This window comes from Dyella sp. (assembly GCF_036746095.1).
Classification (GTDB): Bacteria; Pseudomonadota; Gammaproteobacteria; order Xanthomonadales; family Rhodanobacteraceae; genus Dyella_B.
Map to the genome: position 1 here is coordinate 37,617 of NZ_DAIOEU010000008.1, position 15,374 is coordinate 52,990.

A 15,374-nucleotide genomic window follows, 5' to 3' on the forward strand; every position below is an offset into this window, starting at 1 on the left:
CTTAGCAGCGTGCGGCGGCATCAACTATCCGGATTTCGAAGCGCGCAGCTCTGCTCCCTTCCCTGCGCTAGCAGGGGAGGAGACTGCGCCCCGCGAAGCCGAGTACGTCAACTGTTCGGGATGACCAGCATCGTGCCCGTGCGCACGCTGTTGCTGTTGATGCCGTTGGCGTTCTTGAGCGTATCCACGCTTACGCCGTACTGCTTGGCGATACTGCGCAAGGTTTCGCCGGTGACGACGCGGTGCATGTCGCGCACGTCGGCGTCGGCAGGCTGGTCCGTGCTGGCCACCGTATCGGTCTTGGCATCGTTCGGCAGCACGCCCTTGCGGCGCGCCGCTTCCATTGCAAACCAGGTGCCTTGCGGCGGATTGCTCAGGAAATAACCTTTAACGCCATCCATGATGGCGGTAGCCAGCTGCTGCTGATGGCCAGGATCACGCAGCCGGTGCTCTTCGGTCGGATTGCTGATGAAAGCCGTTTCTACCAGGATCGACGGCACGTCCGGCGAACGCAGCACGACGAAGTTGGCGCGCTCGACGTAGCCGCGATGTGTGGGGCCTAGTGCGGAAAGTGCATTCAGCACGTCCTGCGCCACCGTTTCGCTGGCCTGCACGGCCCAGCCCTGCTGCATGTCGAGCAACACGGAGGCGAGGCTGTCGTTTTCAGCCGCCAGCGATACGCCGCCGATCAGGTCGGAGCTGTTTTCACGATCGGCCAGCATCTGCGCCGCCACCGAGCTCTTGCCGCGCGGCGACAGCACCCACACGGAGGAGCCTTTGGCGTCGCTGCTGGTGTAGGAGTCGGCGTGGATCGAGACGAACAGGTCCGCCTGGTTCTGGCGGGCGATCTCGTAGCGCTGTTTGAGTGGAATGAAGTAATCGCCATCGCGGGTAAGCACGGCCTTCATGCCGGGCTGGCGGTTGATCAAGGCGGCGAGGTTGCGCGCCACGGCCAGCGTGACGTTCTTCTCCAGCGTGCCATCCGGGCCATGCGCGCCCTGGTCCTTGCCACCGTGGCCGGCATCGACCGCCACCACCACCTGGCGCTGGCTGTTGAGCAGCACGGCCGCCTGGCGAGTGGTGACGCCCTTGTGGGACGTCAGCTTGCTGCTGGCATTGATCACCACCGGAGCGGGGGCGTCGTCTTTGGCGGCGGGGGCACTGGCCGGCGCCGGCTTGCTCGACGCCACGAGCGTGTCGTCGCCCTTGTCGGCAGCGGATTTGGCCGCAGCCGCGGGCGACTTGCCGTTGCTTGGGTAGAGATCCAGCACCAGCCGATAACCGGCCTGGCCAGACGGGCCGAGCATAAAGGTCTTGGGCTGGCTGTTGGACGCCACGGCGGCGGTCAAGCGCAGTACGTCACCCTGGGACGTGCTGCTGAGCCCCTTGAAGAGGCCCTGCGCGGAAGGCGCGAGCTTGCCGTCGGTGCTGCTGTCCGCCAGCTCCAGCACCACCTGGTCGCCTTGCTGGCTGAGCTTGTACTTCGCGGGGCCGGAAAGATCGAACACCACGCGGGTGTAAGCCGGACCGGCCCAGACGCGGGCGCTCTTCACTTCGGCAGCCTGCAGGCCAAAGCCGGGTGCCGCGGCAAGCAGCGCGGTGGCAGTCAGGCAACAAATGCGAGTGAGATAGCCCCTCATGGTGGCGCATTGAAGCTCACCACATTCCTGAATGCAAGAGGTTTTCCTTTAAATTTCCATGACCTGCGACGCTTTTGTCAGGCCAGATCAAGATATTGGGTCTAAGCGGACCATTCTGCCGACGCGACAGGAATGCGCCGCCCGTTCAGTTTTCCCAATAAATACGGACACTTATGCATGCCGCGATGACAATCTAACGCTGCATGCTGGCGATGGCCGGGATTGTCATCCCAGCCTATGGAGCGCCTGCTCACCACGGGCGGTCTTGGGCTGCAGGCGCGCATGCCGGCCGGTGCCGTGGTAGCCGAGGTGAACTTCGAGATCCGGTGCCGGCAATGCTCCCTGCCCGCGCTCGGGCCATTCCACCAGCACCACCGCCGATGGTTCGGCCAGCGCGTCCAACCCCAGCCATTCGAGTTCGCCGGGATCGGCGATGCGGTACAAGTCCAGGTGCCAGGCCGGCCGGCCATCCCGGGTCTGGTAGCCCTCGACCAGACTGTAGGTGGGGCTTTTGATGCGTTCGCCCACGCCCAGCGCCGTCAGCAAGGCGCGCGCGAAACTGGTCTTGCCGGCGCCAAGCTCGCCGCGCAGATAAACCACCAGGCCGCTGTCCAAGGCCCCGGCCAGTTGCGCACCGAGCGTGCGGGTCGCGTCCTCGTCGGGCAGCTCCCAATGTTCTTCAGTCATGCGTGGGGTGATCTGATTCATTTTGCGTAGGCGTCACCGCCCCTGTCTGTTCACAGGCCACAGCGTCATCGTCGAAGGCAAACTGGCCGTCTGTCGAGACGATGAACCGAAGGCATGTGAACAGACAGGGGCGGCCCGAAGGGTGATGTCCAGAAGGCACGCAGACTGCGCCGCACGGCTTGAAAAGACAACCAGCCTTCCCTGCGCCACGCAGCACGCTCTGCGTGCCTTCTGGACATCATGCCGCCTACGCAAAAATGGATCAGAGCACCCCTAACCCGTTGCCCAATGCACGCAGCGGATCAAGCAGATCGCTGGCCAGCAAGCCACGCTCGCCTTTCCGCGCAGCCACGTCGCCGGCGCGGGCATGCAGACCGACACCGATGCGTGCGGCATCCCAGGGCGAACAACCTTGGGCCATCAGGGCGGCGATGACGCCGGTCAACAGGTCACCCATGCCGCCGCTGGCCATGCCGGGGTTGCCCCAGGTACAGACGTCTAGACGTCCATCCGGATTGGCGATCAGGCTGCCGGAGCCTTTCAGCACGACCACGGCACCGTAGCGTTGCGCCAGTTCACGCACGGCGGCGAATCGATCGACCTGCACGTCGGCGGTGCTTTTTTCTAGCAGTCGCCCCGCTTCGCCGGGATGCGGCGTAAGGACGACAGGCGTGGTGAAACGGCGCTGCTCGCGCGCCAGCAGGTTCAAGCCATCGGCATCCAGCACCAGCGGTTTGCCGCTATCCAAGGCCGTCAGCCATAGGGCGTGGCCCCATGCGCCTTGCCCCAGGCCAGGCCCGACCGCGAGCACGGTGGCGCGTTCCAGCATGGGTTGCAGTTCCTGCGGACCATGCACGCCATGCGGCATCAATTCCGGGCGCGCGCTGTTCAACGCAATGAGGTTGTCGCCGCGTGTCGCCACGCTCACCAAGCCGGCACCGCAACGCAACGCCGCCTCGCCACACAGGCGAATGGCGCCTGCCGTGCCGTGATCCCCGCCAATCGCCAGCACATGGCCGGCATCGCCCTTGTGCGCATCGCGAGCGCGCGGGCCCAGATGCATGGCATCGAGCAGCGTGGCATCGGCGGGCATGCCTTGCCACAGAATGTCCGGCAAGCGGAGCGTCTCGACATGCAGCACGCCGGCCCTGGCCGCCGCCTGCCCGGTATACATGCCGCGCTTGGCAGCAATAAAGCTCACCGTTGCTTGCGCGCGAATCGCCGCGCCCGGGCAATGGCCGGTATCCGCATTCAAACCGGACGGGACATCCAGCGCCAGCACGGGAATGCCGGAGGCGTTGATGCGTTCGATCAAGGCGCTTGCGGCCGCTTCCGGCGCGCGATTCAAACCGGTGCCATACAACGCATCGACGTAGACGTCCGCGTGCGGCAGTGAGGCATCCTGATGCCAGCGATGGGTGATGCCGCCATTGCGCAACCATGTTTCACGCGCCGGCACCGCATCGCCGCGCACGGTGTCGCTCAACTCCACCACTTCGGCGCCGACACCCGAACCATAGGCGATGTTAGCCAGCAGGTAACCGTCGCCGCCGTTGTTGCCCGGGCCGCAGAACACCACGATGCGTCGCGCATGCGGCCATTGGCGGCACAAGCAGGCAAAGGCCGCGGTGGCCGCGCGGTTCATCAGCTCAAAGCCGCTGACGCCCAGGTCGCCGATGGCGCGCCGGTCGATGGCGCGCACCTGTTCGACGGTGTAGAGATCGCGAAGGTGCCGGTCAGCGTGCATCGGCGGATTATAGGGAGCGCACTACACTATTGCGCATGTCTACCCCCGTTTCCCCTGACTACGCCGCCCTCGCCCGCGACATCAAACGCTGGGCGCGCGAACTCGGCTTTGCCGATGCAGGCATCAGCGGGGTGGCGCTGGAACAGGACGAGCAACATCTCCAGAACTGGCTGGAGGACGGCTACCACGGCGACATGGACTATATGGCGCGCCATGGCACCAGGCGCAGCCGGCCGAGTGAACTTGAACCCGGCACCCAGCGCGTGATTTCCGTGCGCATGGATTACCTGCCGCCGGGCACCCAGCACGCATGGGATGTATTGCGCGATGCCGAAGCCGGCTACGTGGCGCGCTATGCACTGGGCCGTGACTATCACAAGCTGATGCGCCACCGATTGCAGAAGCTGGCCGAGCGCATTCGCCAGGCGGTCGGTGATTTTGGTTACCGCGCCTATGTCGATTCCGCGCCGGTGCTGGAAAAAGCGCTCGCACGCAATGCGGGGCTGGGCTGGATCGGCAAGCATACGGTGCTGATCCATCGCCAGGCCGGGTCGTATTTCTTTCTTGGCGAGCTATACACCAACTTGCCGTTGCCGATTGACGAGGCGGCCACGGCGCATTGCGGTACCTGCCGCAAATGCATCGACATTTGCCCGACGCAGGCCATCGTCGGGCCGTATCGCCTGGATGCGCGCCGCTGTATTTCCTATCTCACGATCGAATTGAAAGGCCCGATTCCGGAAGATCTGCGCGCACCGATGGGCAACCGAATTTTTGGTTGCGACGATTGCCAGTTGATCTGCCCGTGGAACAAATTTGCGCAGGATGCAACCGAGCCGGATTTCGCGCCACGGCACAGCCTGGATGGTGCCAAGCTGGTGGAACTGTTCGCGTGGAGCGAAGAGGAGTTCCTGCGTCGCACGGAAGGCATGGCGATTCGCCGCACGGGTTATGAAGGCTGGTTGCGCAATATTGCGGTGGCGCTGGGCAATGCGCCGTCGTCGGAGGAAGTGCGCGCGGCGTTGCTGGCGCGGAAAGAGCATCCGTCGGAGATCGTGCGCGAGCACGTGGCTTGGGCGCTCGCGCGGCACCATTAAAACCTCATAGTCGTCATTCCCGCGTTCGCGGGAATGACGACCAGGAAAAATTGGCGTCTTACGCCGCGGCCATCTGCTTGGGAATCGAGCGATTGGTATGGCTGATGCGGTTGTCCTTGTCCACGTACACCAGCGTCGGCTGGAATTTCTCCACTTCCGCCTGATCGAGATGGACGAAGGCCGCGATGATGACGAGGTCACCCGGCTGTGCGCGATGCGCGGCGCTGCCGTTCACGGAGATGATGCCGGAGCCTTCTTCGGCGCGCAGCGCATAGGTGACGAAGCGCTTGCCGTTGTTGATGTTCCAGGCGTGGATCTGTTCGTATTCGCGAATGCCCGATGCGTCGAGCAGCAGGCCGTCGATGGCGATCGAACCTTCATAGTGCAACTCCGCGTGGGTCACGGTGGCACGATGGATTTTCGCCTTGAGCATGTTCAGGTGCATGACTTTTTCCAGCAGGAACTGCCTGCGTAGCCCGATATTATCCTGCCGCCGCGGCCATGGCCGCAACGGCACCGGCCCGTACATGGGGGTAGCCGAGGGTCATTCAATACCCTTGATGTTTCAATCAAACAGCAGGTTATCGATCAAGCGGGTGGCGCCCAGGCGGGCCGCGATCAGCGCCACCAGCCCTTCATGCTCGCCATCGGCCGGCTCGGCCAGGTCGTCGGCCTGCCGAATGGCGGCATAATCGGGGGCGAAACCGGCACGTTCCAGCTTGGATGCCGCCGCCTGCTCCACCACCTTGCGCGCGTGGCCCTTGGCGATCAGCTCGCGCATCTGTTGCAGGGTCTCGTATATCAGCGGCGCCGTCGTCCGTTCGTCCGGCGACAGGTACTGGTTGCGCGAACTCAACGCCAGCCCGTCCTCAGCACGCTGGGTGGGCGCGCTCATGACCTTTACCGGCAGGGACAAGTCGCGCACCAGGCGCTCGATCACCTTCAGCTGCTGGAAATCCTTCTGGCCGAAGATCGCGATATCGGGCTGCACCAGGTTGAACAGCTTGCACACCACGGTTGCCACGCCATCGAAATGGCCAGGGCGATGCGCGCCTTCCAGGGTCTCGGTAATTTCCGGCACGTGCAGGCTCACGCTCTTGTCCGCACCGAACGGATACATCGTCGCCACGTCCGGCGCGAACACTACGTCGCAACCCGACTCGGCCAGGCCCACCTGATCCTGCGCGAGCGTGCGCGGATAGCGCTCGAAATCCTCGCTCGGCCCGAACTGCGTAGGATTGACGAATACGCTGGCCACTACGCGATCGGTGCGGGCGCGCGCCAGTTTCACCAGTGAATGATGCCCCGCATGCAGGTTGCCCATGGTCGGCACGAAGCCGATCGTGTGCCCTTGCGCACGCCAACCGCGAATGGTGGCGCGCAGGCCTGCTGCATCTTGAAGCGTTTGCATGTGGACGTCTTCTTCAGTTGTAACCGTGTTCGGCGGCGGGGAACGCGCCGCTGCGCACGTCGGCGGCATAAGCGGCAATGGCTTCCTGCACCGAGTTGCGGCCGGCAAGGAAATCCTTGCTGAACTTGGGCCGCTTGCCGGGCGTGATGCCCAACATGTCGTAAATCACCAGCACTTGGCCATCGCAATGCGGGCCAGCGCCGATCCCGATGACAGGAATGTCCAGCGCCTTGGTCACGCGTTCACCCAACGGCGTGGGTACGCCTTCCAGCACCAGGATATTGGCGCCCGCCTGCTGCACGGCCAAGGCTTCGCTCAGTACGCGCTCGGCCGCTTCGTGCTCGCGGCCTTGCACCTTGTAGCCGCCGAACTTGTGCACGGATTGCGGCGTGAGCCCCAGATGCGCGCACACCGGAATGGCGCGTTCGGTCAGCGCATGGATCGATTCAAGAATGTGCGGCGCGGCGCCTTCGATCTTGACCATCGCCGCGCCGGCTTCGCCGACCAGTCGCGCGCCGGCTTCCAGCGCGTGGTCGACGTGGCGATCGGCCATGAATGGCATGTCGGTGACCAGCAAGGTCGCGGACAAGCCGCGCGCCACCATGCTGGTGTGATAGACCATCTGATCGAGCGTCACCGGCAGCGTGCTGCGCTGGCCCTGCACCACCATGCCCAGCGAGTCGCCGACCAGCGCGACGTCGACACCGGCGATTTCCAGTTGCGTGGCGAAGCTTGCATCGTACGCGGTGAGCATCACGATCTTGCGTCCTTCCGCCTTCAGCGCATGCAGGCTGGGAACCGTGACCGGTTTGCGGACAGGAGCACTGGCGTTTTCCACGTACACGGTGGTTCCTTTGATGTTGCGGTGAACAATTATCAGGCGTTGAACGGCCCGCGCTCAAGCGAGCGGTGTACAGCCTTGTGTATCAACGGCCCGTAGAAGCTCCTCGACCTTGCCCTGCCCGGGAATGTCCAACGCGGGCGCGACGTCATGCAGTGGCAGCAGCACGAAGGCGCGATCGGCGATGTGCGGGTGCGGCAAGCTCAAGCGCTCGCTGTTCACGGTTTTGCCTACGACGTGCAGCAGATCGAGATCAAGCGTGCGCGGTCCCCAGCGTTCGCCGTTGCGTTCACGTCCAGCGAAGCGCTCGATGTTCAGCAAGGCATCGAGCAGATCATGCGGTTCCAATGCCGTTTCAAGCGCCACCGCCGCGTTGAGGAAATCCGGCTGATCGAGCTTGCCCCACGGCGGTGTGCGGTAGATGCGCGAACGTGCCAGCAGCTCCGTGTGCGGCAACACGGCCAGCGCGTCGATGGCATCGAGCATGTATTGTTTTGAATCGCCGAGGTTGCTGCCAAGCGCGACGTAAGCGCGCATCAGGCAGCTCCGGACTTGCCGGTGGCGGGCTTGCGCCGTCGCTTGCGCTTGCGCGGGGCGCTTGCGCGCACCGGCTCCGCGTCGCCTGCTGCGTTGGCCTGATGCAGCGGCAGCGCGGCCGCCAGGGTTTCGTGCGGCAGTTGCTGCGCATGCGCCCACCATTGGCCGAGCTCGCCCATTGCCGGTGATTCCGCCGCGCGCAGCAGCAGGAAGTCGAACGCGGCGCGGAAACGTGGATGGGTCAGCAAGCGGAATACTTTCTTGCGCTGGATCTGTTCGAACCGTGGCTGCAAGGACCAGATTTCTTCCATGGTGATGGTGAAACGGCGCGGGATCGCCACGCGCTGGCACTGCTCGCTTACCACTTGCACGGCAGCGCGTGCCCAGGCCTCGTTGATGTCCTTGCCCTGCGTGCCCCACGTGTGAGCCAGGTCGCGCACTTCGCCCCACAGCAGCACGGCAAACAGGAACGCCGGCGTGACCGACTTGCCTTCCGCCACGCGCGCATCGGTGTTTTCCAAGCCGCGCTCGATCAGCACGCGCAACGGTTTGTCGCCGCGCTTGAGCGCGCGCGCCGTGGCGGGAAACATGAACTTGAGCAATCCGCATTCTTCGAGCATGCGGAAACTCTTGCGGCCATAGCCGGCCAGGAACATCTTCAGCGACTCGTCGAACAACCGCGCCGGCGCCACGCCGCTCAGCAACGGGCCGAGTTCGGCGAAGGGCGCGGACGCGGACGGATCGATGCGGAAATCCAGCTTGGCCGCCAGGCGCACCGCGCGCAGCATGCGCACCGGATCTTCGCGATAGCGCGTGGTCGGATCGCCGATCAGGTGCAGCGCATGATTCTGCAGGTCCTGCATGCCGCCGACATAATCGCGCACGGAAAAATCGCTGATGTCGTAGTACATCGCGTTGACGCGGAAGTCGCGGCGCATGGCATCTTCTTCGATGCTGCCCCATACGTTGTCGCGCACGATACGGCCATCCACGATGTGCCGGTCGCCCTCGCTCTCTTCATCGCTGGTGCCGCGGAAGGTGGCCACTTCGATGATCTCGCTGCCATACACCACGTGCGCGAGGCGGAAGCGGCGGCCGATCAGCCGGCAATTGCGAAATAGCTTCTTCACCTCTTCCGGCGTGGCGTTGGTGGCCACGTCGAAATCCTTCGGGTGCCCGCCCAGCAACAGGTCGCGTACGGCGCCACCCACCAGGTAGGCGTCGTAACCGGCTTCGTTCAGGCGATAGAGCACGCGCAAGGCGGCCTTGCTGATGTTCTTGCGGGAAATCGTGTGCTGCTCGCGCGGAAAGATGCGCAGGGCAAGCTTGGCGGCTGTGGGATTCAAGCGATCGAAATCCTTGCGGGTTTCCAAATCCGGAGCGGTGTGGCCGAGCATGTCCGGCATGCGTCGAACCATCCTGGGCCGGTCTTAAGGCATTGTCCTGCAAGCGTTACCGCTTAGGCGAGGGCACTGTCCCAAGGCGTTGCCGGACGAGACAATTCAGCTATACTAGCGCGCTTCGCAACAATCCGCTCCCATCGTCTAGTGGCCTAGGACACCGCCCTCTCAAGGCGGGAACACGAGTTCGAACCTCGTTGGGAGCGCCACCGCCCATTTCAGCAGCAGGCACACGGCAGCATGACCTTCGTCGTCACTGACAACTGCATCAAGTGCAAATACACCGATTGCGTCGAAGTCTGTCCCGTCGACGCGTTCCACGAAGGCCCCAACTTCCTGGCAATCGATCCCGACGAGTGCATCGACTGCACCTTGTGCGAGCCGGAATGCCCGATCAATGCGATCTATCCGGAAGATGACGTGCCCGCCGGCCAGGAAGGCTTCACCGCTCTGAACAAAGAGCTTGCCAAAGCGTGGCCGGTCATCACCGTCCGCAAGGATGCCCTGCCGGATGCGAAGGAATGGGAGAATAAACCGGACAAACTCGCGCTGCTCGAACGCTGAGCGGCGCCGGTCCGGCCAAAAAAAGAGCCGCTCATTGAGCGGCTTTCTTTTGACCGCAGACTGAGCGTATCGCTCAGCCCTTGCCGCCGAGGCGCGATTTCAGGCTGTCGACCACCTTGGCCACCGCCGCGGCTTCGCCCTGTGCACGAACTTCGGCGGAACCCTGGCCGCTGCTGTTGACGGTGATCACCACTTGACGCGGTGCGACATTCGGACCACCCGAGCCGCCGTTGCCGCGGCCAAACATGCGGCTCAGGAAGCCCTGCTTTTCCGCCGGCTGATCGGAGGCCATCACGCTCAGGCTGTAGCTGTGCGCGGCATCGTCATGGCTCTTCAGCGTGCCGATTTCACCGTTACCCAGTGCCTCACCCACACGGCGATAGGTGTTGTCCACGGTATCGGCGAGGATGAAGCCGTCGGTGATCGTGCCGACGTTGTTGCCCACGCGCGCGGTGGCACCATTGGCAGTCGGCTGGTTGCTGCCGGTCGGCGGAATCACCAGCGCGGCGCTGGCGTTGGGGGTATCCATGCCCGGCGGAATCTCCAGCGGCGACTCCTGCTTGGCCGTCTGCCAGGCTTTTTCGGAACGGAAGATGCCGCAGCCCGAGAGGAGCAAGCCAGTCAAAACCAAGGCCGGCAGGGCGACGGCGAGGGAAGATTTCTTCATGTAATGGATTCCGTTGTGTTCCGAAATGAGTGTGAGTAGCCGGCGAGAGGCTTAAGCGGCATCCGCCAAGGATGCCAGAGTCGCCAAGGCCTTGCGTAGCTGCTCGCGCGCCGGCCCTTGTTCCAGCTCCATCAGTGGCAGGCGCGGCACGGCCGTGCCCAGGCCCAGCTCCGGCAAGCCGGCCTTCACCGCGATCGGATTGGGCGCGCAGTTGAGCGCCTGCACCAGCGGTTCGAGCGCGGCGTGGCAGCGTGCGGTGGCGGCGCGGTCACCCGAGGTGGCCGCATCGCACAACGCACGGAAAGCCCTGGGCGCCAGGTTGGCCACTACCGAGATGACGCCGGCGGCGCCTGCCAGCATGGCTTGCGCCCCGCTGCCATCGTCGCCGGACAGATAGACGAAATCCGATCGCACAAGTTCCGCGGTGCGCTGGATGCGCTCGGCGTCGCTGCGTGCTTCCTTGATGCCGATGATGGCCGGATGATCGCGCAATACCGCCGTGGTTTCCGGCGCCAGGTCGCAAGCCGTGCGGCTGGGTACGTTGTAGAGAATCACCGGCAGGCCACCGCGATCGGCCACTTCCAGGAAATGGCGGCGCAGGCCTTCCTGCGTGGGACGCACGTAATACGGCGCCACCACCAACGCGGCATTCGCGCCGAGCACGCGGGCACGCTGCGTCAGCGCCACGGTTTTGGCGGTGCCGGCTTCGCCGGTTCCGGCGACCACCGGGATACGACCAGCGACGTGCTCGACCGCGAAGGCCAGCAGTCGATCGTATTCATCGTGTTCGAGCATGTGGGCTTCACCGGTGGAACCGGCGACGACCACCGCCTGGGTGCCGCCCGCGATCTGGAAATCGAGCAGGCGGCCGAATGCCGCCAGGTCGAGAGCCCCATCCGAACCGAATGGAGTGACCAGCGCGCAGACGCTTCCGTGAATCTTCATGGCGCGTACCGCACAACAAAAAATGGACATGGCATCTTACTTGCGGCCTCGCGGGACGGGCAAGTAAGCTGGCGTATCGTTCGTCGTCATCCCGCACGACGCGGGGTCGCCACCATCCATGTCCACCAACCCTTTTTCCGCGCGATCCAGCAACGACCATCAACTGCTGATCCAGACGCTGACGCCCGCCATGCGCACGCCGTTGCTCGCACTGGCGCGACGCATTGCCGATGCCGGCTGCAATCTATCCGATGCACGCGTGTCGACGATCGGCGCCGATACCTCGCTTACCCTGCTCGCCAGCGGCGCGTGGGATGCGGTGGCCAAGCTGGAAACGGCTCTGGCCAAACTGGCGCGCGAGGAAGAATTGCGCCTTACGCATTACCGCACCAGTCCGCGCGAACCGAGCGGCCATCTGCTGCCGTACCTGGTGGAAGTGGTGTCGTCCGATCGACCCGGCATCCTGGTCAAGATCGTCGATTTCTTCAGCCGCCACGACATCAGCGTGGAGCAGCTCAGTTCCATGCGCTACCAGGCCATGCAAACGGGTGCCGCGATGTTCCAGGCGCAGTTCACGATCGGGGTGCCGGATAAGTTGCACATCGCCGCCTTGCGCGATGACTTCCTTGAGTTCTGCGACGGCTTGAATCTCGACGCCATCATGGATCCAGTGAAATTTTAGGGCCGCGCTAACCCCCTCTGGACATCACCCTTAGGGCCAGCCCTATCTGTTCTCAGACCACAGGGCCATCGGCGAAGGCAGACTGGCTGTCTGTCGAGACGATGGACCGAAGGGATGCGAACAGATAGGGCTGGTGACGCCCACGAAAATGGATTAGCGCGTCCCTCAGAATGCTCCGCCTTTTGCCATCTGACAAGGCTGTTTCCGTCACATAACACGCGCTAGTCTCCGCTCCAGCAGTTGCTAAACGTAAGTCTGGCTACCGGAGAGCCCATGCCCGAACTAGGCAAGAAAGTCCCCAAGCTGCAAGCCGTCACCGGCGACGGCAGCATGCTGAAACTCGATTCACTGAAAGGCCAATGGGTAGTGGTCTACTTCTATCCCAAGGACAGCACCCCTGGTTGCACCACCGAAGCCAAAGACTTCCGCGACCTCTATCCCAAGTTTCTGAAACGCCATGCCGAAATCATCGGCGTCTCGCGCGATTCGGTGAAATCCCACGCCAACTTCGCCACCAAGCAGGAACTGCCGTTCCCGCTGGTATCCGACGCGGACGAAACCTGGTGCAGCGCCTTCGACGTGATCCACGAAAAAGTGCTGTACGGCAAACGTCACATGGGCGTGGTGCGCAGCACCTTCCTGATCGATCCCGACGGCAAGCTCGCGGCGGAATGGCGGGGCGTGAAAGTGCCCGGCCATGCGCAGGCGGTGCTCGACGCCATTCCCGCTCGGTGACTCTTACGTCCGTTTGCATCACCAACGTTTCCATCCCTCCTGCCCCGTGAGGTTACTTCCGCATGACCGGAAGCAAGCGCATTTACGCCCTCGATACCAACGTGCTGCTGCATGATCCGACCTCGCTGTTTCGCTTCGAGGAGCACGACGTCTTCATCCCGATGACCGTTCTGGAGGAACTGGACGAAAAGAAGAAAGGCGCTTCGGAAGTCTCGCGCAACGGCCGCCAGGTCAGCCGCTTTCTCAATGAATTGATCGAACGCGGCAACGGCCACGGCATCAGCAACGGCTTGGCATTGCAAAGCCCTCAAGGCATTTCGCTCCGACGCGGCGCCGCGGTTGGCAGACTATATTTCCAGCAGCGCACCACCAACGGACATGGCAAGGCCGACAACCTGATTCTTTCCGCGGTGATCGAGCTGAAGGAAGAAAATCCGGGCCGTTCGGTGATCCTGGTCACCAAGGACATCAACCTGCGCATCAAGGCCAAGATCTACGGCATCGATGCGGAGGACTATGAAAACGACCGCGCGCTGGACGATTTCGCCCTGCTGTATACCGGCTCGGCCGAACTGCCGGAGAATTTCTGGGATCGCCATCCGGAAGTGCAATCGTGGAACGAACGTGGCCGCACGTTCTACAAGGTCGACCGTCGCGAAGACGAAGACTGGCATCCGCAACAATGCCTGTTCCTGCCCGGTGACAACAGCGTGGAATTGCGCGTGCTGCATGTCGATGAAGTACGCGCCACGCTGGTATTGCTCGACGATCACAGCCATACCAACCACAGCGTATGGGGCATCGCATCGCGCAATCGCGAGCAGAATTTCGCACTCAACGTATTGATGGATCCAGATGTGGATTTCGTCACCTTGCTCGGCACCGCCGGCACCGGCAAGACGCTGCTGGCGCTTGCGGCCGGTTTGGCGCAGGTGATGGACCAGCAGCGTTACCGCGAAATCATCATGACGCGTGCGACGGTATCGGTCGGCGAGGACATCGGTTTCCTGCCTGGCACCGAGGAAGAAAAGATGACGCCGTGGATGGGTGCCCTCACCGACAATCTGGAAGTGCTTGCCAATCCGGAAGAAGGCGGCAGCTGGGGACGACAGGCCACCAACGATCTGTTGGCTTCGCGTATCAAGATCCGCTCGCTCAACTTCATGCGCGGACGTACTTTCCTGTCGCGTTACCTGATTATCGACGAAGCGCAGAATCTCACGCCGAAGCAGATGAAGACGTTGATTACGCGTGCCGGCCCCGGCACCAAGATTGTCTGCCTGGGCAATGTGGAGCAGATCGATACGCCTTACCTGACTGAAACCACCTCGGGTTTGACGTATGCGGTGGATCGTTTCAAGCATTGGGCGCATTCGGCGCATATCACGCTGCGGCGTGGCGAGCGTTCGCGGCTGGCGGATTTTGCGTCGGAAGCACTGTAATCCTCACTGCCGTCATTCCCGCGAAAGCGGGAATCCAGTTAAATAACCAGTGCGAAGCACGCAACATAAAAGGTTTCGCGTGCTTCGCACATCGCACTTCACTGGATCCCGGCCTTCGCCGGGATGACGAGCAAAGGTAATGCCGAACCAACCCCCTATCGCCCTTACCATCGCCGGCTCCGACTCCGGCGGTGGCGCGGGCATCCAGGCTGACCTGAAAACCTTCCATGCGCAGGGTGTGCACGGCCTTTCCGTCATCGCCGCGGTGACTTCGCAAAACACGCGCGGCGTTACCGCTGTGCATCCGGTGCCGCTTGCGCACATCCGCAGCCAGATCGAAGCGGTGTTCGACGACTTCCCCATCGCTGCCGTCAAGACCGGCATGCTGGGCAATGCGGCGACAGTACGGGCGGTGGCCACGGCGCTGCGCAAACACAAGCCCCAATGGGTGGTGATCGATCCAGTGATGATCTCGACCACCGGCTCGCGCTTGCTGGATGAAAATGCGATCGAAGCGGTCATCAGCGAATTGATCCCGCTAGCCGACGTACTCACGCCCAACCTGCCAGAGGCGGAGGCACTGCTCGGCCGTCCGCTGCGTACGGCAAAGCAACTTGCGGACGCTGCACAAGCCCTGCTCGCATTGGGCGCACGCGGTGTGCTGCTGAAAGGCGGCCATGGCCGCGGCAACGAAGTGGTCGACCGTTATTTCGACAAGCAAGGCGTCATGGAAATCCGCCATGCCCGCCTGCCGCGCGAAGGCCACGGCACCGGCTGCACGCTTGCTTCGGCCATCGCCGCGGAGCTGGCCAACGGCGCGACGCCTCGCCTGGCCGTGCGCCGCGCCGTGGCCTACGTGCAACGCGCGCTGAAAAGCGGCTACCGGCCCGGCGGCGGGGCCGCATTCGTGCTCCGTCACTAAGCGGCATTTGCCGTAAAATCGGCGGGCGGCCATCCGGCCACATGTCCAGGCCAAGCC

General features: G+C 63.4%; 16 protein-coding genes and 1 tRNA gene. 7 read left to right on the forward strand and 10 right to left on the reverse strand.

The window, feature by feature from the left end; genetic code table 11:
- Positions 1–107: 107 nt before the first annotated feature.
- From V7M64_RS05660 to V7M64_RS05670, 3 genes are all read right to left on the reverse strand, one after another.
- Complete coding sequence (locus tag V7M64_RS05660) at positions 108–1,640, reverse strand: N-acetylmuramoyl-L-alanine amidase (protein ID WP_333677670.1); 1,533 nt, start codon at positions 1,638–1,640, stop codon at positions 108–110.
- 225 nt (positions 1,641–1,865) lie between these two features.
- Entirely contained in the window at positions 1,866–2,348 is a 483-nt protein-coding gene (gene tsaE / locus V7M64_RS05665; protein WP_333677672.1) for a tRNA (adenosine(37)-N6)-threonylcarbamoyltransferase complex ATPase subunit type 1 TsaE, read from the reverse strand.
- A gap of 241 nt (positions 2,349–2,589) precedes the next feature.
- Positions 2,590–4,074, reverse strand: a complete 1,485-nt coding sequence (locus V7M64_RS05670) for an NAD(P)H-hydrate dehydratase (protein ID WP_333677674.1) — start codon at positions 4,072–4,074, stop codon at positions 2,590–2,592.
- A gap of 35 nt (positions 4,075–4,109) precedes the next feature.
- On the opposite strand from V7M64_RS05670, the gene queG reads away from it, so the two are divergent.
- On the forward strand, positions 4,110–5,171 hold the full coding sequence (gene queG, locus V7M64_RS05675) for a tRNA epoxyqueuosine(34) reductase QueG (protein ID WP_333677676.1): 1,062 nt from the start codon (positions 4,110–4,112) through the stop codon (positions 5,169–5,171).
- Positions 5,172–5,229: 58 nt separating this feature from the next.
- Here the strand turns inward: queG and panD are convergent, their stop codons facing one another.
- From panD to pcnB, 5 genes are all read right to left on the reverse strand, one after another.
- Positions 5,230–5,616, reverse strand: coding sequence for an aspartate 1-decarboxylase (panD, locus tag V7M64_RS05680; RefSeq protein ID WP_188792548.1), 387 nt, complete (start codon positions 5,614–5,616; stop codon positions 5,230–5,232).
- Between the two features lie 120 nt (positions 5,617–5,736).
- A complete protein-coding gene (panC, locus tag V7M64_RS05685) occupies positions 5,737–6,582 on the reverse strand; it encodes a pantoate--beta-alanine ligase (protein WP_333677681.1) in 846 nt (281 codons plus the stop codon).
- 13 nt (positions 6,583–6,595) lie between these two features.
- Positions 6,596–7,426, reverse strand: a complete 831-nt coding sequence (panB, locus tag V7M64_RS05690) for a 3-methyl-2-oxobutanoate hydroxymethyltransferase (RefSeq protein WP_333677682.1) — start codon at positions 7,424–7,426, stop codon at positions 6,596–6,598.
- A 54-nt stretch (positions 7,427–7,480) separates the two neighbouring features.
- Positions 7,481–7,963 carry a 2-amino-4-hydroxy-6-hydroxymethyldihydropteridine diphosphokinase gene (gene folK, locus V7M64_RS05695; protein WP_333677776.1) on the reverse strand — a complete coding sequence of 161 codons (483 nt, stop codon included), beginning with the start codon at positions 7,961–7,963 and terminating at the stop codon, positions 7,481–7,483.
- Complete coding sequence (gene pcnB, locus V7M64_RS05700; protein ID WP_333677778.1) at positions 7,960–9,357, reverse strand: polynucleotide adenylyltransferase PcnB; 1,398 nt, start codon at positions 9,355–9,357, stop codon at positions 7,960–7,962. The genes folK and pcnB overlap by 4 nt, the downstream gene beginning before the upstream one ends.
- A 136-nt stretch (positions 9,358–9,493) precedes the next feature.
- Between pcnB and V7M64_RS05705 the strand changes: the two genes are divergently transcribed.
- Both V7M64_RS05705 and fdxA read left to right on the forward strand, forming a co-directional pair.
- Positions 9,494–9,569, forward strand: a tRNA-Glu gene (locus tag V7M64_RS05705).
- A 31-nt stretch (positions 9,570–9,600) separates the two neighbouring features.
- Positions 9,601–9,924, forward strand: coding sequence for a ferredoxin FdxA (fdxA, locus tag V7M64_RS05710; RefSeq protein WP_333677683.1), 324 nt, complete (start codon positions 9,601–9,603; stop codon positions 9,922–9,924).
- Positions 9,925–9,997: 73 nt separating this feature from the next.
- On the opposite strand, the gene V7M64_RS05715 is transcribed toward fdxA, so the two are convergent.
- Positions 9,998–10,591, reverse strand: a complete 594-nt coding sequence (locus V7M64_RS05715; protein WP_333677684.1) for a hypothetical protein — start codon at positions 10,589–10,591, stop codon at positions 9,998–10,000.
- Positions 10,592–10,642: 51 nt separating this feature from the next.
- Positions 10,643–11,536, reverse strand: a complete 894-nt coding sequence (gene dapA / locus V7M64_RS05720) for a 4-hydroxy-tetrahydrodipicolinate synthase (protein WP_333677686.1) — start codon at positions 11,534–11,536, stop codon at positions 10,643–10,645.
- A gap of 118 nt (positions 11,537–11,654) precedes the next feature.
- Between dapA and V7M64_RS05725 the strand changes: the two genes are divergently transcribed.
- The 4 genes from V7M64_RS05725 to thiD all read left to right on the forward strand — a co-directional run bounded on the left by V7M64_RS05725 (position 11,655) and on the right by thiD (position 15,317).
- The gene (locus tag V7M64_RS05725) at positions 11,655–12,218 is read left to right on the forward strand and encodes an ACT domain-containing protein (RefSeq protein WP_333677688.1); all 564 of its coding nucleotides are present in this window, start codon (positions 11,655–11,657) and stop codon (positions 12,216–12,218) included.
- Between the two features lie 273 nt (positions 12,219–12,491).
- Entirely contained in the window at positions 12,492–12,953 is a 462-nt protein-coding gene (locus V7M64_RS05730; RefSeq protein ID WP_333677689.1) for a peroxiredoxin, read from the forward strand.
- A 62-nt stretch (positions 12,954–13,015) separates the two neighbouring features.
- Positions 13,016–14,395 (forward strand): PhoH family protein, encoded by a 1,380-nt coding sequence (locus V7M64_RS05735; protein WP_333677690.1) that lies wholly within the window; start codon positions 13,016–13,018, stop codon positions 14,393–14,395.
- A gap of 139 nt (positions 14,396–14,534) precedes the next feature.
- Positions 14,535–15,317 (forward strand): bifunctional hydroxymethylpyrimidine kinase/phosphomethylpyrimidine kinase, encoded by a 783-nt coding sequence (thiD, locus tag V7M64_RS05740; protein ID WP_333677691.1) that lies wholly within the window; start codon positions 14,535–14,537, stop codon positions 15,315–15,317.
- Positions 15,318–15,374: the final 57 nt, after the last annotated feature.